The following is a 19,165-nucleotide window of genomic DNA, read 5'->3' as shown; positions in this document are numbered from 1 at the left end:
TCCGAGGACCGCCGCGCGCACCGCGGAACCGCCGGGGGCGGGCATCGGGAGACCGGTGCCCGCCCCCTCCGGTTGCGCCGGTCCTCCCCACCGCACCGTCGTCCACCGCCGCCACCACCGGGGCGCGGCCGGTGGAGCCGCTGCCTACGGTCAGGCCATGGACAGCACATTCTGGGGTTGCGACCCGCACCAGTTGGACGAGCACGCCGAGCGTCTCCTCGAGGGGGCGCGCCGCATCCAGGAGCTGGTGGATCTGCTGCAGGGCAGCTCCTCCTCCACCCGCTGGGACGGCCCGGACGGGGACGGCCACCGGGAAGGGACCCGCACCGCCACCCAGGAGATGGACCGGCTCGGCGGGGACCTGCTCGGCATCATGCGCATGATCCGCGAGGACGCCGAGCAGCAGGAGCTGACCTCCTCCCCCGACGAGCACGGGCTGTGGCAGGTGCGGGCCGGCCTGTTCGGCGAGATCAGGGACTGGGAACCGCCCGAGGGCTGGAACGATCCGGTCGGGAGCCCGGGCGGGCCGATCCGGCTGCCGGGAGGCGCGGATCCTCAGAGGTGGAGGGACGCCTGGGAGGAGGCAGGGAAGTACCGGGGCACGCCCTTCGCATACCCCTTCGCTGCGGGAGCGGCGCCGACCGGCCCGGTCGACGGCCCCCTCCCCGAGGACAGCACCGAGCTGAACCCGGAGCTGGTCGGCGCGGTGAGCCGGGTCCGGAGCGCCGCGGTCACGAAGATCCCCGTGGTCGGCACGACCATCGGGGCCGTCCAGGGCGCCATCGCCATGCACGAGCAGGCCGGCTCCGGGCTGGACGCCCTGGAGACGCGGATGGAGGACAACGGCTTCGGGGCCTTCACCCCGGCCGTGGACGCCGTCCGCATCCCCTGGGCCGCCTCCGGAGCCGTGCTCGGTCAGGACGGTGCGATCAATCAGACCCTCGAGGGCGTGGACCGGCTCGTCGCCAACAACATCCAGACCCACGTCGAGATCGGCAGCGCACTCGCGGACGGTGATCCGGGGGGAGCCGTCGCAGCCGCCGAGAAGGGCGTGTACCGCGGGATCGACGCCGGCTCGGACGCCGTGATGCCGGACAGCATCAGTCCCTGGCTGGGTGCCGGGGCGGACACCGCGGACGCGGCGGCCGGGGTCGTCGAGCCCTTCGCTCCCGGGTACGCGGCGACCCTGCAGACGGCCGGGAGCACGCTCGAGGGCTGGGAGGACGGCATGCAGGCTGCACGGGACGACCACACCGGGGCCCAGAACCTCTACGACGCCCGCAGACGCCACGTGCCCCTCCCCTACGACGACCGAGGGCCGTCATGAGGAAGGGGCACGGGTCGGGACCGGGAGCCGGGCACCGCGGAGACCGCGCCGCCCGTCCCCGGGTGGGGCGGGCCGCGACGCGGGGATCACTCCTCGCGGCGGGCACCCTCGTCGGCATCGTGGTGATCGCCGGCGGAGCCGTCCTCCGCGTGCTCGGGGCGCTGATCGCCCTCGCGCACCCGCAGGGACAGGCCGTCGCCGGACTCGGCGCGGGTGACCAGCACGGTCTCGTCGTCGTGGACCTCGCCGCGCAGGATCATCCGCGCGAGCGCGTCCCCGATCTCCTTCTGCACCAGGCGCTTGAGCGGGCGCGCCCCGTACAGCGGGTCGAAGCCGACCTCGGCGAGCCACTCGGTGGCCGCGTCGTCGACCACCAGCGCGATGCGGCGGTCCCGCAGCCGCTCGGCGACGGAGGCCACCTGCAGCCGCACGATGTGGGAGAGCTCCCGCTGGGTGAGCGCATCGAACATGACCACGTCGTCCAGCCGGTTCAGGAACTCGGGCTTGAAGGAGGCCCGCACGATCTCCATCACCTTCTCGACCTTCTCGGCCTCGCCGAGCACAGGGTCCTGCAGCACGTGCGCGCCCAGGTTCGAGGTGAGGATGAGGATCGTGTTGCGGAAGTCGACGGTGCGGCCCTGGCCGTCGGTCAGCCGACCGTCGTCCAGCACCTGCAGCAGCACGTCGAAGACGTCGGGGTGGGCCTTCTCGATCTCGTCCAGCAGCACCACCGAATAGGGGCGTCGCCGCACGGCCTCGGTGAGCTGGCCGCCCTCGTCGTAGCCGACGTACCCGGGAGGGGCGCCGACCAGGCGGGAGACGGTGTGCTTCTCGCCGTACTCGGACATGTCCACGCGGATCATCGCCCGCTCGTCGTCGAAGAGGAACTCCGCGAGCGCCTTCGCGAGCTCGGTCTTGCCCACGCCGGTGGGGCCGAGGAACAGGAAGGAGCCGGTGGGGCGGTTCGGATCGGCGATGCCCGCCCGGGAGCGGCGCACCGCATCGGAGACCTCGGCCACCGCGCGGCGCTGCCCGATCAGGCGGTCGCCGATGATGTCCTCCATCTCCAGCAGCTTCTGGGTCTCGGACTGCAGCAGCCGGCCGGCGGGGATGCCGGTCCAGGCGCCCACCACCTCGGCGATGTCGTCCGCACCGACGTGGTCGGCCACGAGCGGCCCCTCGCCCTCCAGCTCCCCGCTGGCCTCGCTCTCCTCGGCCTGACGCAGCTGCGTCTTCAGCTCGGGGATGTCGCCGTAGAGGATCTTCGAGGCGGAGGACAGGTCGCCCTCGCGCTGGGCGCGGTCGGCCTGCATCCGCAGCTGCTCGAGCTGTGCCTTGAGGTCGCCCACCAGGTTCAGCCCGGCCTTCTCCCGCTCCCAGCGGGAGGAGAGCGCGCGCATCTGCTCCTCGCGGTCGGCGAGCTGCCCGCGCACGGCGTCGAGCTGCGCGCGGCTGCCCGCGTCGTCGCTGCCGGCCAGGGCCAGCTCCTCCATCTTCAGCCGGTCCACCTGGCGGCGCAGCATGTCCAGCTCCTCCGGGGAGGAGTCCAGCTCCATGCGCTGTCGGGAGGCGGCCTCGTCGACCAGGTCGATGGCCTTGTCGGGCAGCTGCCGGCCAGGGATGTAGCGGTCGGAGAGCCCGGCGGCGGCCACCAGGGCGCCGTCGGTGATGGAGACCTTGTGGTGGGCCTCGTACTTGTCCTTGAGCCCGCGCAGGATGGTGATGGTGTCCTCCACGCTGGGCTCGCCCACGAACACCTGCTGGAAGCGGCGCTCCAGCGCCGGGTCCTTCTCGATGTTCTCGCGGTACTCGTCCAGGGTGGTGGCGCCGACCATCCGCAGCTCGCCGCGGGCGAGCATGGGCTTGAGCATGTTGCCGGCGTCCATCGCGCCGTCGCCGGTGCCCCCGGCGCCGACCACGGTGTGCAGCTCGTCGATGAAGGTGATGATCTGGCCGTTGCTGGAGCGGATCTCGTCCAGCACCGCCTTCATCCGCTCCTCGAACTCGCCGCGGTACTTCGAGCCGGCGACCATCGAGGAGAGGTCGAGGGAGATCAGGCGCTTGTCGCGCAGCGAGTCGGGCACGTCGCCCTCGACGATGCGCTGGGCGAGGCCCTCGACGACGGCGGTCTTGCCGACGCCGGGCTCGCCGATCAGCACGGGATTGTTCTTGGTGCGGCGCGAGAGCACCTGCACCACGCGACGGATCTCGGTGTCGCGGCCGATGACGGGGTCGAGCCGGCCCTCGCGGGCCTGGGCGGTCAGGTCGACGCCGTACTTCTCCAGGCTCTGGAAGCTGCTCTCGGGATTCTCGGTATCGGGTGCGGTCATGGTGTCCTCTCCGGCGGTGAGTCGGGTGATGGCATCGCGCAGGTGCTCCGGGGTCGCGCCGGCCTCGGCGAGGATGCGGGCGGCGTCGTCCTCCCCGAGTGCGATGCCGAGCATCAGGTGTTCAGTGGACAGGTAGGTGCGGCCGGCCGCGTCCGCGGCCTTCCGGGCGGCCTCGAGCGCGTCGAAGCCGGGACCCACGAAGGTGGGGTGTCCACCGGCCTCGCCCTGCACACGCGGCTGTCGGGCCAGGGCCTCCTCGGTGCGGCGGGCCACCTCGGCGGGGTCGGCGCCGGCGTCCGCAAGAGCGGCGCGGCCGATGCCGTCGGGCTGGTCGACCAGGGCGGCCAGCAGGTGCAGGGACCCCACCTGGGGGTTCCCCGCCTCCGCGGCGCGCTGGGCGGCCGCCGCGACCGCTTCCTGGGATCGGGTGGTGAACTGGAACTCCATCGGGCTCCCTCCTGTGGTCGTGGTGGCGATGGGTGCGGGGACGCGGGGATCGGTCCGGGTGTCCGCGGGATGTCCCCGCTCGTGGTCCGGGTGTCCGCCGGTCGTCCTCCTCGCCGGTCCTCCGTGTCAACGACATTAACTTTGAGCGTATTCCGCTCAACTTTCAGATCCTCCGCCTATCGAGTGGTGACTCCTCCCCACATCTGGGCCATGAGGGCCACGACCAGCACAAACACCCATCCGCCCGCGCGGGATACTTCCCGCGGTGGCGCAGATCACCTGTAGCATCGCATCATCGCGACGCGCTGTGAACTCGCTTCGTCCCGCCGGGGGTCGGGACGGACGGATCGGGGTCCCCGATCCGCGTCGTGATCCCCACCGCCGTGGTCCTCCTCCGGGTCGAGGTCCGCACCGGGCCCGACCCGTTCCCCGCACAGAGAGTTCGAGCATCCGATGACGCAGCCGCCGTACCCGGGCCCCGGGTCCCCGCAGCAGCCCGGGCAGCAGCACCCCGGCCCCGCCCCGCAGCACGCAGGCGGCCCTCCTCCCGGCCACGGTCCGCCCGCCGGCCAGGTCCCGCCGTCCGGGCAGGGTCGGGGACCCGTGATGCCCAATGGCCGCCCCCGTCCGGGCGCCCCCTCCGGTCAGGGGCCGGGATCCGGGCCCGCGCCGCGCTACGTGGACTACGGCAACCCTCGGGCGTACGACACCTCGATGCGGCCCGCCCCGGGTCTCACCGCGGCGCGCTACGCCCCCGCCCCGCTGCACCCGCCGCAGCAGGCCCAGCCCGCCTCCGCCTGGAGCACCCAGACCCGGCGGGTGCAGGAGGTCGCCCAGACCAAGGCCGTGGTGCCGAAGGTGTCCATCGCCGCCTGGATCATCGTCACCGTGCTCGCGATCGCGCTGCTCCTCGTGCTCGGCTTCTTCTTCGTGCTCTTCGCGATGGGCAACACCGGCGGCTCCGGCACCCTGATCTGGTGGCCGGCCACCGCCTTCCTGGCCCTGGTCTCCCTGCTGGTGATCGCCGGGGTGATGCTCCTGGCCGACCGTTGGGACCCCCAGCCGATCCCGCTGCTGCTCATCGCGATCTTCTGGGGTGCGGCGATCGCGACCTTCATCAGCTTCTGGGTGAACACCTTCGTCGGGATGATCGCCTACGACATCTCCGGGAGCATGCGCACCTCCGACATCGTCGGCGCCGTGTTCAGCGCACCGCTGGTCGAGGAAACGACCAAGGGCCTCGGCCTGGTCCTGCTGCTGCTGGTGGGACGGCGCTACTTCAACGGCCCCCTGGACGGCCTGATCTACGGCGCGCTCATCGGCGGCGGCTTCGCCTTCACGGAGAACATCCTCTACTACTCGAGCATCGCCACCGAGTACGGGGCGCAGGGCGTGGTCACCCTGTTCATCATGCGCGGCGTCCTGAACATCTTCGGGCATGCCATCTACACCTCGATGACCGGCGTGATCATGGGGTACGTGGTGCGCAGGTGGGGCACCCTCCCGGGCGTGCTGGTGATCGTGGTGGCGCTGATCCCGGGCATCCTGCTGCATGCGGGCTGGAACCTCGGCGCGAGCCTGATGACCGGCGGCCTGGCGATGCTGGCCCAGTTCGGCGTGAAGGCGCTGCTGTCCCTGTGCTGGCTCATCCTCATCGGCATCCTGGTCTGGGACGAGGCGCGACTGACCCGGGTGCGACTGGGCGACTACGCCAACATGGGCTGGTTGACCCACGAGGAGGTCGACATGCTCGCCACCTGGAAGGGCCGTCGGGAGGGTCGCCGCTGGGCCGCGCAGATCGGTCAGAAGCCGGTGATGAAGCGGTTCATCCGGGAGAGCGCGGACCTCGCCTCGGTGCGCCAGCGGCTGCTGGCCGACGGGGCCGCCCCGAAGGCCGTCGCGCAGGAGGCGGCGCTGCTGCAGCGTCTCTCGCTGAACCGGCAGGCCCTGCTGCAGGCCGCCTGAGCGCTGCGCGCCGGCCGGGCACCGACGAGGAGGTCGGCGTCCGGGCGGTCGTCTGCTCAGTCCGGGGTCGCGTCCGTCGTGAGGTCCGGGTCCGACGATTCCGGTCAGGCCTGCGGGTCGCGGCCGCGGAGACGGTCCAGTGCGCGCCGCTCGCGCTTGGTGGGCCGGCCCGCTCCCCGGTCGCGACGCGGCGGGGCGGCGAGCAGCTGCGGCGGCGGCGGGGGCGGTGTGCGGTCCTCGTAGGCCAGCCGCGCGATCGGCGCCCCGACCCGCTTGCCCAGCAGCACCCGCACCTCGACGATGCGTTCCCGGCCCGGGGAGCGCACCCGCAGCTCCTCCCCCGCCTCGATCCGCTGCGAGGCCTTCAGCGGCTCGCCGTCGCGGCGCACGTGTCCGCCGCGGCAGGCGGCGGTGGCGGCGCTGCGGCTGGGATACAGGCGCACGCTCCACAGCCACACGTCCGCCCGCACCGTGGTGACCGCGAGGCGCTGCGCGGCCGAACGGTCGGGCTCCGTCGTCTGCTCCGAGTCTGCCGCCTGCCCAGGTGCCACCACCTGCCCCGGTGTCGTCGTCTGCTCCGGCTGGGGCGTTCCCTCGGGCGGGACAGCCGCGGCGCGTTCCGGTGCCGGGCTCATGCCGCCGGCTCCGGCGGGAGGAGCGGCCAGGGGTCGGTGGCCTCCAGCTGCGCGGCGAGCGCCAGCAGCTGCGCCTCGGTGCCGGGGCGGGTGCCGCCGAGCTGCACGCCGAAGGGCAGCAGGGTCCCCTCGATCTCCTCCCGGTGCAGGGGCACCGAGATCGCGGCCCAGCCGAACATGTTCCAGCTGCTGGTCCAGGGCGTGAAGGCGCACTGGGCGTCGAAGTCGTCCGCGCCGGAGGGCCGCTGCAGGGTCTCGGGGAGCGCGGGCGGCGCGGCGAGGGACGGCGTGAGCACCACGTCCAGGCCCAGCTCCGCCCAGGCCTGCCCGGTGCGCCGCACCAGCGCCTGCACCCCGGCGAACGCTGTGGCCAGCTCGGTGCCGCTGCAGTCGCGGCCCTGCGCGCGCAGCCAGCGGGTGAGCTCCATCAGTTCACCCTCACGCTCCTCGGGCACCTCGATGGTGGCGGCGCCGACGGTCCACAGCGGCATGAAGCTGCGCCACTGCTCGGGGGTGAAGGGGGCGGGCACCTCCACCAGCTCGTGGCCGAGCGCCTCCAGCAGGGCCCGGGCACGCTCCACCCCGCGCAGCGCGGCGGGATGCACGGCGGTCTCCGCGGCCAGCGGCGCGGTGAGCACGCCGATGCGCAGCGCCTGCGGCTCCGGCCCCTGGGCGGCGGCCGTGAAGGCACCGGGCGCGAGGGCCGATCCGGGGGCGCTGAGGTAGTCCCCCGGTCCGGGGCCCGCGATCAGGTCGAGGCCGGCAGCGGCATCGACCACGGAGCGGGCGAGGATCCCGTCGGTCACCAGTCCCATTCCCTCCCCGCCATGGGGGCCCGGACTGATGCGGCCCCGGCTCGGCTTGATCCCGACCAGACCGCAGCAGGCGGCGGGGATGCGCACCGAGCCGCCGCCGTCGGAGCCATGGGCCAGGGGCACCACGCCGCTCGCGACCGCTGCCCCGGCACCACCGCTGGAGCCCCCGGCGGTGCGACGGGGGTCCCAGGGGGTGCGGGCGGGCGCGCCGGTCGCGGGCTCCGTGTAGCAAGGCATCCCGAACTCGGGGGTCGAGGTCTTCCCGATGGTGACGGTGCCGGCATCCAGCAGGCGCTGGGCGACCCCGTCGGTGACCTCGGCGCGGTTGCCACGCAGCAGCACGCTGCCGGCCTCGAAGGGCTCCCCGGCGATGCGCGTGAGGTCCTTGATCGGCAGGGGCACCCCCAGCAGCGGCCGGCGGGCGGCCAGCTCCTCCAGGGTTCCCGCGCGGCAGGCAGCCGTGATGACGGCATGGGCGGCCTCGGCCTGGCGGTGGGAGCGCTCCTCCAGCAGGTGGGCGAAGGCTCCGTGGGCCGCGCCGCGATCGTGGGCGGCCGCGAGGGTGGTCCCGATGAGGTCGCGGGCGTCGAGCTCGCCGCGACGCAGCGCGGCGGCGGTCCCCAGCGCGCCCAGCGGGGGCACGGACGCGGACGGGGCGGCGTGCTGCCCCGTCATCGGGGCTCTGCCGCGCTGTCCCCGCTCGCGGGATCCCGCGGGGCGAGGCGCTCCTTGATGGCGGGCACCAGGCCCTCGGTCGCGGCGGTGATCTGGTCCCAGACGGTCTGGAAGTCCTCCTCGCCGCCGTACCAGGGGTCGCGGATGCCGGTGTCCTCCGGCTCGGCCGGGTCGAAGTCGCGCAGCATGAACAGGGTGTCCTCGGCGCGGTCGCCGAGCATCCGCCGCAGCGGGCCGAGGTGGTCGTGGTCCAGGGCGAGCACGAGGTCCGCCCCGGCCAGCTCCTCGCGGGTGGTGGCGCGGGCGCGGTGGGCGGAGGGGTCCAGGCCGTGCTCGCGCAGGATCGCCCCGGCGCGGGGATCGATCGGGTTGCCGACCTCCCAGCCGGTGGTGCCGAGAGAGGCCACCTCGACCCGGTCCCCGAGGCCCTCCTGCTCGAGGGCGTCGCGCAGCACGTACTCGGCCATCGGGGAGCGGCAGATGTTGCCGGTGCAGACGGTGAGGACGCGGAAGGGGGCCGCGGTCATGCCCGTCCCTCGCCGGTCCCGTCGGCGCCGGGCGAGCCCGCGCCGGTGTCCTCATCCGCGAGCAGCCCCGCCGCCTCGGGGTGGCGGTCGATCCAGCCGCGGGCGAACCAGCAGGTGGCGCGGAGCCGCAGGCCCCGTTCGCGAGCGTCCTCCACGGCGGCGGACACCAGCATCGAGCCGATGCCGCGGCCGGAGCGCTCCGGCGAGACCACGGTCGAGCGCAGGTCGCGCACGGGCTGGGCGGAGCCGTCGTCGTCGATCAGCACGGAGTCCTCCGCATAGGCGAGCACCCCCAGTACGGCGGTGCCCTCGAGCACCTCGAAACGGTCCCGATCCTCGTCGTGGATCACCTGCGGCCCGTCCCCGGACCCCCCGTTGTGCACATGGCTCTCGTCCATGCCGATCACGCTACACTGCCGACCATGCCCGCGCCCCTGATCTGGCACATCACCGAGCAGACCGCCTGGGAGCAGGCGGTCCGGGATGGCTCCTACCGGCGCTCCACGCGCGATGTCGAGCTGGCCGAGTCCGGCTTCCTCCACGCGTGCTGGCCCGAGCAGGTCTCCATGGTCGCCAAGCGCGTCTACCCCGACCGCCCCGAGGGTCTGGTGATCCTCGAGATCGACGTGGCCCGGGTCGAGGCCGCCGGGATCGCCGTGGACATCGAGGCGGACCACCAGGACGCCGGCCGCGGCTACCCCCACATCAAGGGACCGCTGCCCGTGCAGGCCGTGCTGCGGCTGCGGCGCACGAAGTGGATCGGCCGCGAGTTCGTCGTCGTGGCCTGAGCAGGGCGCCGCGGACGTACCATCGGGCATGGCGCGATATCTGGACATCCACCCCGTCGACCCGCAGCAGCGCAACGTCGACCAGGCCGTGCGGGTGCTGCGCGAGGGCGGGCTGATCGCCTACCCCACCGACTCCTGCTACGCCCTGGGCTGCACCTTGGACTCCCATGAGGGGCTGGAGCGGATCCGGCGCATCCGCCAGGTCGGCAAGAACCACCACTTCACGCTGGTGTGCGCGGACTTCGCGCAGCTCGGGCAGTTCGTGATCGTCTCCAACCCGATGTTCCGGCTGGTCAAGAACTCCACCCCGGGGCCGTACACCTTCATCCTGCCGGCCACCAAGGAGGTGCCGCGGCGGATGTCCCACCCCAAGAAGCTCACCGTCGGCGTGCGCATCCCCGACCACCGGGTGGCCCACGCGCTGGTGGAGACCCTGGGCGAGCCCATCGTCTCCTCCACGCTGCTGCTGCCGGGCCAGGAGGACCCGCCCTCGGAGGGCTGGGTGGTGCAGGACCTGCTGGACCACCAGCTCGACGTCATCATCGACTCCGGTCCCGTCGGGGTGGAGCCGACGACGGTCGTGGACCTCTCCGGCGGTGACGTGGAGATCGCCCGCGAGGGCGCCGGGGACGTCTCCCGCTTCTGATCCCGGGCCGCTGCAGCTGCCGCTCCCGGACTGCACTGCTCGGGCGCAGCGTCGTGCCGGCTACCGCTCCCCCGTCGCCTGCTCCCCCGCGGCCTGCTCCCGCGGGGCGCGGCGCCCCTCGAGCGCGCCGGAGAAGGCGAGGATCCCCACCGCGTAGACCGGCACCAGCCACAGCGCGTAGCGCAGGGTCAGGGCGTCGGCCAGCACTCCCACCAGCGGCGGGGTGAGGAAGAAGCCGAGCCGGGCGAACCAGCCGACCACCGTGATGCCCACGCCATGGGGCACGCCCTCCATGTCGTCGGCCGCGCGGTAGGCGGCGGGGAACAGGGTGGCGATGCCCCAGCCGGCGGCGGCGAAGCCGATCACTGCGGTCAGCGGGCTCGGCCACAGCAGCGCGAGGGACATGCCGAGCGCGGAGACCACGGCGCCCACCCGGGCGGTGAGCCGGTCCCCCAGCCGGTCCACCACGGCGTCGCCGGTGAAGCGGCCGATGGTCTGCGCGCCCTGCAGCGCCACGAAGGCCAGGCCCGCCACGAAGGGCGTCACCGTGAAGGTCGAGTCCATGAACAGGGCGCCCCAGGTGCTGCCGGCGTCCTCGGTGGAGCCGGCGAAGACCAGCAGCATGCCCAGCGCCGCCACCAGGCCGAAGGCCCTCAGGGTCATGCCGCCGATGCGGCGACCCACCGCGGCGTCGGGCATCGCCTCGGGCACCTCCGCGGCCGAGGCCGGGTCGGGGCTCGCGGCGGCCGGGCGCTCGGTGCCGTCGGGGCCGGGCAGCATGCCGCGCAGCGACAGCGCCGCGAGCGCCCCGAAGACCACCAGCCCGATCACTCCCTGGGCGGCCAGCGGCAGCCCCGCCTGCGCGCCGGCGGCGCCGAGCAGGCCGCCCGCGACGGCGCCGAGGGACCACCAGCCGTGGTAGCTGTTCATGATGGAGCGGCGGTAGCGGCGCTCCACCCGCATCCCGTGGGCGTTCATCGCGATGTCGGTGAAGGCGTCGGCGGCGGTCGCGCACAGCAGGGCCAGGGCGAACCAGAGCCAGGAGTCGGCCAGGTAGATCCCCAGGTGCACGGTGGAGGCCACGAGCTGGGCGAGCACCGCCACCCGCGCGGAGCCGAAGCGGCGCATCGCCCGCGCCACGAACAGGCCCGCGGCGAGCCCGCCGAGCGGCCCCAGCCCCACCGCGAGGCCGAAGGCGGCATTGGAGACGTCCATCCGCTCCACCAGCTCCGGGTAGCGCGGAAGGATCGCGCAGAAGGAGGCGCCGTTCAGGGCGAACAGCAGGGAGACGGACCAGCGGGCGCGCCGGGCCTCGGCGGGGACCGGGATCCGGGCAGGGCGCGGGGCGGAGGAGGGCGTGCTCACGAGGCACGATTCTCCCGTGCCGCGGCCCGGGAGCGGTGCCGCCCCGCCGTAGGCTGAGGCCATGTCGACCCATATCGGTGCCGCCCCCGACCAGATCGCCCCCTACGTGCTGATGCCCGGTGACCCCTACCGGGCCCGCTGGATCGCCGAGACCTTCCTCGAGGACCCGGTGCTGTACAACGACGTGCGCGGGATGCTGGGGTTCACCGGCACCTACCGCGGCGTGCGGGTCTCGGCGCAGGGCTCCGGCATGGGCCAGCCCTCGCTGGGCATCTACGCCCACGAGCTGTTCGCCGAGTACGACACCCATGCGATCATCCGGGTGGGAACCTGCGGGGGCCTGTCCGAGAAGGTCAAGGTGCGCGACGTGATCCTGGGCGTCGCCGCCTCCACGGACTCCGCGATGAACCGGCCCCGTTTCGGGGACGTCACCTTCGCCCCCGCCGCCGACTTCGAGCTGATGCGGATCGCGGCGGAGGTCGCCGAGGAGCGGCTGCTGCCGATGGTCACCGGCGGCCTGTTCTCCTCCGACCAGTTCTACAACCCGAACTCCACGATCGCCTCGACCCTCGCGGGTTACGGCGTGCTGGGCGTGGAGATGGAGGCCGCGGCGCTGTACACCCTGGCCGCGCAGTTCTCCCGTCGCGCCCTGGCCGTGTGCACCGTCTCGGACCACCTGCTGACCGGGGAGGAGACCTCCTCCCAGGAGCGCCAGGAGACCTTCGAGGACATGATCGTGATGGCGCTGGAGACCATCGTGCGGCTGGACGGCGGCGCCTCCTGAGCACCTGCTGACCTCCCCCGGACACGACGGAGCCCGGCACCCACGAGGGGTGCCGGGCTCCGTGTCGTCGGTGGGGCCGCTCAGGTGAGCAGGCGCGGCACCGTGTCGAAGGTGAGGTAGAGGGCCAGCAGCACCATGCCGAGACCCACCAGGAAGGTGACGGTGGTGAACAGGCTCATCACGTACAGGCCCGCGCAGAACAGGACGAACAGCAGGGCGAACAGCACCACGGAGACGACCAGGCTGTTGCCCTCGCTGGTGGCGGCCTTCTCGCGCTTCTCGGCGGGGATGCCGGTGGGGTCGCTGCTCATGGGGGTGGTTCCTCCGCTCGTGCCGGGTGCGTGCGGCCGCGGGATGCCTGGGGACGGACCTCAGGGCGCGGCCGGGTGACGACTGACGTCCCTCATCCTAGACCAGCGGCGGAGCGGGCGGAGACCGCCTCGCCCTGGGCGATCACCCGGAGGAGGGCTCCGAACAGGCCCTCTCCGGGGTCGGAGCCCTCCAGCTCGGGGTGCCACTGCACCGCGATCACCGGGGAGCCGGAGGTGGCCTCGACGGCGAGCGGCAGCCCGCTGGCGTGGCGGGCGACGACCCGCAGGTCCCCGGCGACGGCGGCGACGCCCTGGTGGTGGAAGGCGGTGACCTCGGCGCGGATGCCGAGCGCGAGGGCGGTGTCGCTGTCGGCGTCGATCTCCGCCTCGACCGTGACCGGGGCGAGGCCGGTGGTCGGGTGGGCGGGGACGTCCGCGGGCAGGTGACGGTGCAGGGCGCCGCCCTCGGCGATCGTGATGATCTGCAGGCCGCGGCAGATGCCGAGCACGGGCACGCCGGCGCTCCGGGCGGCGCGGTACAGGGCGGTCTCGAAGGCGTCGCGATCGGGGTCGGGGGTCATGTCGGTGGGCAGCGCCTCGCCGCCCCAGGCGGCGGGGTCGAGGTCGGTGCCGCCGGTGAGCACGATCCCGTCGAGCTCGGCGATCTCCTCCTCGCTCCACGCGTCCTGCGGGGCGATGATCACGGGGCGGGCCCCGGCGGCGCGGACGGCGCGCACGTAGTGCTCGGTGAGGGTGACGGCGGCGTGGCCCTCCCAGGCGCCGGTCATCATGCGGCCGACCCCTGCGGTGACGCCGATGAGCGGGCGACGGGTGGTGGTGCGCTGCGCCATGAGTGGTCCTTTCCGCGAGCTGGTCCGCCGCCGATCGGCGACGGGCACAGTCCACGGCACGGACGCATCCGGGGGCGAGGTTCGTGGCCGAATGTGACGGCGCCCCGTCACGGAGACGTCCCGTCACGGAGAGGTCCCGCCACGCAGGAGCTCAGCGGGCCGCGGCTCCCGTGGCGGCGTGCGCGGCGAGGGCGCTGCGGTAGTGCCCGCGCAGCTGCTCGGCGAGCACGGGCCAGGTGCGGCGCTCCACGGCGGCGGTGGCGGCGCGGCCGAAGGCCTCCCGTTTGGCGTCGTCGAACAGCAGGTCCACGGCGGCCTCCCGCAGCTCGTCGAGCATGCCGGGGGTGTAGAGCCAGCCGGTGCGGGAGGGGTCCACCAGGTCGACGGGGCCGCCGCGGCGGGGTGCGATCACCGGCAGGCCGGAGGCCATCGCCTCCTGGATGGTCTGCCCGAAGGTCTCCAGCTCGCCGGGGTGGACGAAGAGGTCGGCGCTGGCGAGGTGGACGGCGAGATCCTTCCCGCCGCGGAAGCCGGTGAAGCGGGCCCGCGGCATCCGGCGGCGCAGGACCTCCCGTTCGGGGCCCTCCCCGACGATCACCAGGCGCGTGCCGGGCATGTCGTGCAGCACCCGCAGGTCTTCGACCTGCTTCTCGGCCGCGAGCCGCCCCATGCACATGTCGATCCGCTCCCCCGGCTCGGCCAGCCGCTCCCGCAGCCGCTCGCTGCGCAGCGAGGGGGAGAACCGGGAGGTGTCCACGCCGCGGCGCCACAGCTTCACCCGTTCCACGCCGTGCGCGTGGAGCTGGTCCCGGGTGGCGGTGGAGGGGGCGAGGGTGAGCCGGGCGCGGTTGTGCACGTCCCGCAGCAGCTGCCAGGAGGCGGCCTCCAGGAAGGACATGCCGTACTTCGCGGTGTAGCCGGGGATGTCGGTCTGGTAGACGGCGACGGTGGGCACCCCGGCACGCTGGGCCGCCACGGCGGCGCGGCCGCCGAGCACGGTGGGCGAGGCCAGGTGGATCACCTCGGGGGCGATCTCGCGGATCCGGCGGTGCAGGGCGGCGGCGCTGGTGGCGGCGACCCGCACCTCGGGGTACCCGGCCAGCGGCACTGAGGCGATGCGGTGCACGGGGATGCGGTGCCCGGTGGGGGTGCGCCAGTGCTTCTCGGCGCGGGGCCACTGCGGGGCGATGATCTCCACCTCTTCGCCGGTGGCCGCGAAGTGCTCGACGGTGCGGAGCACCGAGTTGGTGACCCCGTTCATGTGCGGCAGGAACGATTCGGCGACGGCGAGGATCCTCACGCACCCCAGCCTGGGCGGCGCCGGTGTCCTGGCCCCGGCGGCGGCGTGACGGCTCCGCGCCGGCTCCCCGACGCCCCGGTGAACGACGGCGCCCCCGCGCCCGGGCGGGTCCAGGGGCAGGGGCGGTCGGGGGGGGCGGAGGGGTCAGAGCCGGGCGGAGGCGATCTCGGCGCCCTGCACCAGGGAGGCGAGCTTGGCCCAGGCGATCTGCGGGTGGATGCGCCCGCCCAGGCCGCAGTCGGTGGAGCCGATCACGCGCTCGGGGCCGACCAGGCGGGCGAAGCGCTCCAGGCGCTGGGCGACCAGCTCGGGGTGCTCGACGACGTTGGTGGCGTGGGAGACGATGCCGGGCACCAGCACCTTGTCCTCCGGCAGCGCGAGGTCCTCCCAGACGGTCCACTCGTGCTCGTGGCGCACGTTGGCGGCCTCGAAGCTGTAGTAGCGGGCGTCGATCTCCAGCAGCAGCGGGGCGAGGTGGCGGAACTCGATGTCGGTGGTGTGGGGTCCGTGCCAGGAGCCCCAGCAGAGGTGGAAGCGGGTCTGCTCGGTGGGCACGTTCACCAGGGCCCGGTTCACGGCGTCGACCCGCTTGCGGGTGAAGGCCAGGTAGTCCTCGATGCTGGGCTCGGGATTGATCTGGTCGAAGTTCTCGGCGATGGAGGGGTCGTCGACCTGCACGGTGAGCCCGGCGGCGGCGATCGCCTCGTACTCGGGGCGCATCACCTCCACCCAGGCGTCCAGGAAGGCGTCCTCGTCGCCGTAGTGGTCGTCGACGATGCGGCTGCCGGAGCCCGGGGACAGCGCGGCCAGGTAGCCGCTGTCGTAGCCGGCGGCGTCCAGGGCGGCCCGGAAGTTGCTGATGTCCTGGCCGACAAGCTCACGACCGGTCTCGGAGTAGGCGATGGGGCCGATCGCGGCCGGGAAGGTGGGCTGGGAGCCCACCGTGATGCCGGAGCTGGGGTCCTGGTAGGCCTCGGCGAAGATCGTCCAGTCGCGGCGGTCGGGGAAGGTGGTCAGGCGGACGTTCCCGGGCCCGGAGCGCACGGGCTCGCCGTTCAAGTGGTCGTCGCCGGTCAGCGCGAGGCCGCTGACGCGGTCGAAGATGTAGGACCACCAGGAGCCGTAGTTCACGGCGGAGCCCATCAGGTGCCCGTACTCGCCGTCGTTGGGGACCGCGATGCCGATCTCGTGCTGCTTCGCGACGACGTCGCGCACGGCCTGGGCGAGCACCTCGCGGAACTCGGCGGTGGGCTCGGGGGTCAGGCCGTCCTCGCCGACGGGGCGGGCGGCGTTGGCGGCGATCAGCTCCGGGGTGCGGGGCAGGGAACCGGCGTGGCTGGTGAGGATCCTGGAGGTGGTCATGCCGTCGAGGCTAACGGCGCCGCCCCGGCCTCTCGACCGGGGCGTCACAGCAGTTCACAGTCGTGCGGAGGTTCCGGGCGGATCAGTCGCGCGGCCAGGTGGGGACCAGGTGGCGGTCGCCGTGGGCCTGGTCGATGCGGCGCACCGGGGGCCAGTACTTCGACTGCACCCGCATCCCCGGGGTCACGTGGTCGCCCTCGGCGGGAGCGGCCTGCGTGGCCGGGTAGACGGCGGTCTCCCGGCTGTAGGGGTGGGTCCACTCCCCCACCGCGATGGAGGCGGCGGTGTGGGGGGCGTTGACCAGCGGGTTGTCTTCCGCGGGCCAGGTGCCGGCCAGCACCTCCTCGGCCTCGTGGGCGATCGCGAGCATCGCCTCGACGAAGCGGTCGATCTCGGCGAGGTCCTCGGACTCGGTGGGCTCGACCATCAGGGTGCCGGCCACCGGGAAGGACATGGTGGGCGCGTGGAAGCCGTAGTCGACCAGGCGCTTGGCGACGTCGTCCACGGTGATCCCGGTGCGGGCGGTGAAGGGCCGCAGGTCCACGATGCACTCGTGGGCCACCAGCCCGTTCTCCCCGGTGTAGAGGATCTCGTAGGACTCCTGCAGCCGCCGGGCCACGTAGTTCGCGGCCAGCACAGCGGAGGCGGTGGCGTGGCGCAGGCCCTCGGCGCCCATCAGGCGGATGTAGGTCCAGGAGATCGGCAGGATCGAGGGCGAGCCGTAGGGGGCCTGGGCGACGGGGGCGCCGCCGTGGGCCTGCGGCGCCTGCCCGGCGACGGGATGCTCGGCGCGCTGCGCGGCCGGATGCCCGGGCAGGAAGGGTGCCAGGTGGGCGCGGGCCGCGACCGGGCCGACGCCGGGGCCGCCGCCGCCATGCGGGATGCAGAAGGTCTTGTGCAGGTTCAGGTGGGAGACGTCGCCGCCGAACTCGCCGGGGCGCGCCACCTCCAGCAGCGCGTTGAGGTTGGCGCCGTCGACGTACACCTGGCCGCCGGCGTCGTGCACCAGCTCGCAGACGGTGCGCACCTCCGCCTCGTACACGCCGTGCGTGGAGGGGTAGGTGATCATGATGGCCGCGAGCTGCTCGCCGTGGTCCTTGATCTTCTGCTTGAGGTCGTCGAGGTCGATGTTGCCGCGGGCGTCGGAGGCGACCACCACCACGCGCAGCCCGGCGGCTACCGCGCTGGCCGCGTTGGTGCCGTGCGCGGAGGAGGGCACCAGGCACACCTCGCGCGCGGCCTCGCCGCGGGAGGCGTGGTAGGCGCGGATGGCCAGCAGGCCGGCGAACTCGCCCTGGGAGCCGGCGTTGGGCTGCAGGGAGACGGTGTCGTAGCCGGTCAGCTCGATCAGCCAGGTCTCGAGCTGCTCGATGAGGTCGAGGTAGCCGGCGACGTCCTGGGCCGGGGCGAAGGGGTGGATGGCGCCGAACTCCTGCCAGGTCACCCCGGCCATCTCGGTGGCGGCGTTGAGCTTCATCGTGCACGAGCCCAGCGGGATCATCCCGCGGTCCAGCGCGAAGTCGCGGTCGGCGAGGCGGCGCAGGTGCCGCATCAGCGCGGTCTCGGAGGCGAAGGAGGAGAACACCGGGTGCTGCAGGAACGGCTCGGTCCGGGCCAGCTCGCCCCAGCCCTCCCCCGGCTCCACGGCGGTGAGCTCGGCCCCGGGGTCCGGGGCGAAGGGCGCGAACACGGCGGCGATCGAGGCGAGGTCCGCCGCGGTGACGGTCTCGTCCAGCGCCAGGTGCACGGTGTCCGCGTCGACCTGGTGCAGCAGCCAGCCGGCCTCGGCGGCCGCGGCGACGATGTCGGCGGCCTGGCCGGTGGCGCGCACCTCGAGGGTGTCCACGAAGCTCTCGTGCACGAGGGTGAAGCCGGAGGCGCGCAGCTGCGCGGCGAGGCTCGCGGCGCAGGCGGCGACGCGGCGGCCGATGCGGGCGATCCCCTCGGGGCCGTGGTGCACGGCGTACATCGCGGCCATCACGGCCAGCAGCACCTGCGCGGTGGTGATGGAACTGGTGGCCTTCTCGCGGCGGATGTGCTGCTCGCGGGTCTGCAGGGAGAGGCGGTAGGCGGGGTTGCCGTCGACGTCGCGGGAGATGCCGACCAGGCGGCCGGGCAGCTGCCGCTCCAGCCCCGAGCGAACGGCGACGAAGGCGGCGTGGGGGCCGCCGAAGCCGAGGGGCACCCCGAAGCGCTGGGAGGAGCCGATGGTGACGTCGGCGCCCATCGAGCCCGGGGAGGCGATCTGGGTGAGGGCCAGCAGGTCGGCGGCGACGATGGCGAGCGCCCCGGTCTCCTTGACCTGCGCGATGACCTCGCGGGGGTCCCAGAGCCGGCCGGAGGCGCCGGGGTACTGCACGAGCGCCCCGAAGTAGTCGCCCTCGGGGACGCCCTCGGTGGCGAAGTCGACCTCGCGCAGCTCGATGCCGAGGCCGGCGGCGCGCCCGGCGAGGACCGCCTTGGTGGCGGGCAGGGCGTCGGCGTCCACCAGGAACAGCGGGCCCTTCCGCTTGGCGTGGCGGCGGGCCATCATCAGCGCCTCCGCGGCGGAGGTCGCCTCGTCCAGGGTGGAGGCGTTGGAGACGTCCATCCCGGTGAGGTCGCAGATCATGGTCTGGAAGGTGAGCAGCGCCTCCAGCCGGCCCTGGGAGATCTCCGGCTGGTACGGGGTGTAGGCGGTGTACCAGGCGGGGTTCTCCAGCACGTTGCGCTGGATCACGGCGGGGGTGTGGGTGCCGTGGTAGCCGAGCCCGATGAGTGGCCGGCGGACCCGGTTGCGCGCGGCGAGCGCCCGCAGCTCCTCCAGGGCTGCGGGCTCGGTGGCCCCCTCCGGCAGCGGCGAGGCGGCGTCCTCGTCCAGCAGGATGGTGCCGGGCACCGCCTGCTCCAGCAGCTCGGCGAGGCTGCCGAGGCCGAGGGCGGCGAGCATCCTCTGCTGCGCCTGCTCGTCGGTGCCGACGTGGCGGCGCACGAAGGACTCGTGCCACGCGGACGGGGTGGGGCCGGCCTGGTGCTCGGGGCTCACGCGGTTCCTCTC

16 protein-coding genes are annotated in these 19,165 nt (G+C 73.7%); 5 read left to right on the top strand and 11 right to left on the bottom strand.

The window, feature by feature from the left end; all coding sequences use genetic code 11:
* Positions 1-157: 157 nt before the first annotated feature.
* A complete protein-coding gene (locus tag OM98_RS08685; RefSeq protein WP_010534229.1) occupies positions 158-1,327 on the top strand; it encodes a hypothetical protein in 1,170 nt (389 codons plus the stop codon).
* Between the two features lie 86 nt (positions 1,328-1,413).
* On the opposite strand, the gene clpB is transcribed toward OM98_RS08685, so the two are convergent.
* Entirely contained in the window at positions 1,414-4,104 is a 2,691-nt protein-coding gene (gene clpB, locus OM98_RS08680; protein WP_010534228.1) for an ATP-dependent chaperone ClpB, read from the bottom strand.
* Positions 4,105-4,710: 606 nt separating this feature from the next.
* Here clpB and OM98_RS08675 point away from each other — a divergent pair.
* The gene (locus OM98_RS08675) at positions 4,711-6,069 is read left to right on the top strand and encodes a PrsW family intramembrane metalloprotease (protein ID WP_083837751.1); all 1,359 of its coding nucleotides are present in this window, start codon (positions 4,711-4,713) and stop codon (positions 6,067-6,069) included.
* 104 nt (positions 6,070-6,173) lie between these two features.
* On the opposite strand, the gene OM98_RS08670 is transcribed toward OM98_RS08675, so the two are convergent.
* The 4 genes from OM98_RS08670 to OM98_RS08655 form a co-directional block, all read right to left on the bottom strand.
* Positions 6,174-6,539, bottom strand: coding sequence for an RNA-binding S4 domain-containing protein (locus tag OM98_RS08670; protein WP_029362784.1), 366 nt, complete (start codon positions 6,537-6,539; stop codon positions 6,174-6,176).
* 161 nt (positions 6,540-6,700) lie between these two features.
* The gene (locus tag OM98_RS08665; protein WP_010534225.1) at positions 6,701-8,194 is read right to left on the bottom strand and encodes an amidase; all 1,494 of its coding nucleotides are present in this window, start codon (positions 8,192-8,194) and stop codon (positions 6,701-6,703) included.
* Positions 8,191-8,721 (bottom strand): low molecular weight protein-tyrosine-phosphatase, encoded by a 531-nt coding sequence (locus OM98_RS08660; protein WP_010534224.1) that lies wholly within the window; start codon positions 8,719-8,721, stop codon positions 8,191-8,193. The genes OM98_RS08665 and OM98_RS08660 overlap by 4 nt, the downstream gene beginning before the upstream one ends.
* Positions 8,718-9,119, bottom strand: coding sequence for a GNAT family N-acetyltransferase (locus tag OM98_RS08655; RefSeq protein WP_050812657.1), 402 nt, complete (start codon positions 9,117-9,119; stop codon positions 8,718-8,720). The genes OM98_RS08660 and OM98_RS08655 overlap by 4 nt, the downstream gene beginning before the upstream one ends.
* Positions 9,120-9,143: 24 nt before the next feature.
* Here OM98_RS08655 and OM98_RS08650 point away from each other — a divergent pair, with 24 nt between their 5' ends.
* Entirely contained in the window at positions 9,144-9,509 is a 366-nt protein-coding gene (locus OM98_RS08650) for a DUF952 domain-containing protein (RefSeq protein ID WP_010534222.1), read from the top strand.
* Positions 9,510-9,537: 28 nt separating this feature from the next.
* On the top strand, positions 9,538-10,155 hold the full coding sequence (locus OM98_RS08645) for an L-threonylcarbamoyladenylate synthase (protein WP_010534221.1): 618 nt from the start codon (positions 9,538-9,540) through the stop codon (positions 10,153-10,155).
* 60 nt (positions 10,156-10,215) lie between these two features.
* Here OM98_RS08645 and OM98_RS08640 read toward each other — a convergent pair whose 3' ends face one another.
* On the bottom strand, positions 10,216-11,520 hold the full coding sequence (locus OM98_RS08640) for an MFS transporter (protein WP_010534220.1): 1,305 nt from the start codon (positions 11,518-11,520) through the stop codon (positions 10,216-10,218).
* A gap of 61 nt (positions 11,521-11,581) precedes the next feature.
* Between OM98_RS08640 and deoD the strand changes: the two genes are divergently transcribed.
* A complete protein-coding gene (gene deoD / locus OM98_RS08635; RefSeq protein ID WP_010534219.1) occupies positions 11,582-12,304 on the top strand; it encodes a purine-nucleoside phosphorylase in 723 nt (240 codons plus the stop codon).
* An 80-nt stretch (positions 12,305-12,384) separates the two neighbouring features.
* Here deoD and OM98_RS08630 read toward each other — a convergent pair whose 3' ends face one another.
* The 5 genes from OM98_RS08630 to gcvP form a co-directional block, all read right to left on the bottom strand.
* Entirely contained in the window at positions 12,385-12,615 is a 231-nt protein-coding gene (locus OM98_RS08630) for a hypothetical protein (protein ID WP_010534218.1), read from the bottom strand.
* Between the two features lie 92 nt (positions 12,616-12,707).
* Positions 12,708-13,466 (bottom strand): gamma-glutamyl-gamma-aminobutyrate hydrolase family protein, encoded by a 759-nt coding sequence (locus OM98_RS08625; protein ID WP_010534217.1) that lies wholly within the window; start codon positions 13,464-13,466, stop codon positions 12,708-12,710.
* A 151-nt stretch (positions 13,467-13,617) separates the two neighbouring features.
* Positions 13,618-14,766, bottom strand: coding sequence for a glycosyltransferase family 4 protein (locus OM98_RS08620; RefSeq protein WP_010534216.1), 1,149 nt, complete (start codon positions 14,764-14,766; stop codon positions 13,618-13,620).
* A 144-nt stretch (positions 14,767-14,910) separates the two neighbouring features.
* Positions 14,911-16,128 carry a cobalamin-independent methionine synthase II family protein gene (locus OM98_RS08615; protein WP_010534215.1) on the bottom strand — a complete coding sequence of 406 codons (1,218 nt, stop codon included), beginning with the start codon at positions 16,126-16,128 and terminating at the stop codon, positions 14,911-14,913.
* 82 nt (positions 16,129-16,210) lie between these two features.
* Entirely contained in the window at positions 16,211-19,153 is a 2,943-nt protein-coding gene (gene gcvP, locus OM98_RS08610) for an aminomethyl-transferring glycine dehydrogenase (RefSeq protein WP_010534214.1), read from the bottom strand.
* Positions 19,154-19,165 lie beyond the last annotated feature (12 nt).

Origin of the sequence: Brachybacterium squillarum M-6-3, from assembly GCF_000225825.1 — a bacterium.
GTDB classification, from domain to species: Bacteria; Actinomycetota; Actinomycetes; order Actinomycetales; family Dermabacteraceae; genus Brachybacterium; species Brachybacterium squillarum.
Note: the sequence above shows the minus strand (reverse complement) of the source record. Positions and strands in the feature narration are given on the sequence as shown.

Coding starts and splice junctions, on each gene's coding strand:
- OM98_RS08660 (WP_010534224.1), bottom strand. CDS start 8,721: ATGACCGCGGCCCCCTTCCGCGTCCTCACCGTCTGCACCGGCAACATC.
- OM98_RS08645 (WP_010534221.1), top strand. CDS start 9,538: ATGGCGCGATATCTGGACATCCACCCCGTCGACCCGCAGCAGCGCAAC.
- deoD (WP_010534219.1), top strand. CDS start 11,582: ATGTCGACCCATATCGGTGCCGCCCCCGACCAGATCGCCCCCTACGTG.
- OM98_RS08675 (WP_083837751.1), top strand. CDS start 4,711: ATGCCCAATGGCCGCCCCCGTCCGGGCGCCCCCTCCGGTCAGGGGCCG.
- OM98_RS08665 (WP_010534225.1), bottom strand. CDS start 8,194: ATGACGGGGCAGCACGCCGCCCCGTCCGCGTCCGTGCCCCCGCTGGGC.
- OM98_RS08655 (WP_050812657.1), bottom strand. CDS start 9,119: ATGGACGAGAGCCATGTGCACAACGGGGGGTCCGGGGACGGGCCGCAG.
- OM98_RS08625 (WP_010534217.1), bottom strand. CDS start 13,466: ATGGCGCAGCGCACCACCACCCGTCGCCCGCTCATCGGCGTCACCGCA.
- OM98_RS08615 (WP_010534215.1), bottom strand. CDS start 16,128: ATGACCACCTCCAGGATCCTCACCAGCCACGCCGGTTCCCTGCCCCGC.
- OM98_RS08650 (WP_010534222.1), top strand. CDS start 9,144: ATGCCCGCGCCCCTGATCTGGCACATCACCGAGCAGACCGCCTGGGAG.
- clpB (WP_010534228.1), bottom strand. CDS start 4,104: ATGGAGTTCCAGTTCACCACCCGATCCCAGGAAGCGGTCGCGGCGGCC.
- OM98_RS08630 (WP_010534218.1), bottom strand. CDS start 12,615: ATGAGCAGCGACCCCACCGGCATCCCCGCCGAGAAGCGCGAGAAGGCC.
- OM98_RS08685 (WP_010534229.1), top strand. CDS start 158: ATGGACAGCACATTCTGGGGTTGCGACCCGCACCAGTTGGACGAGCAC.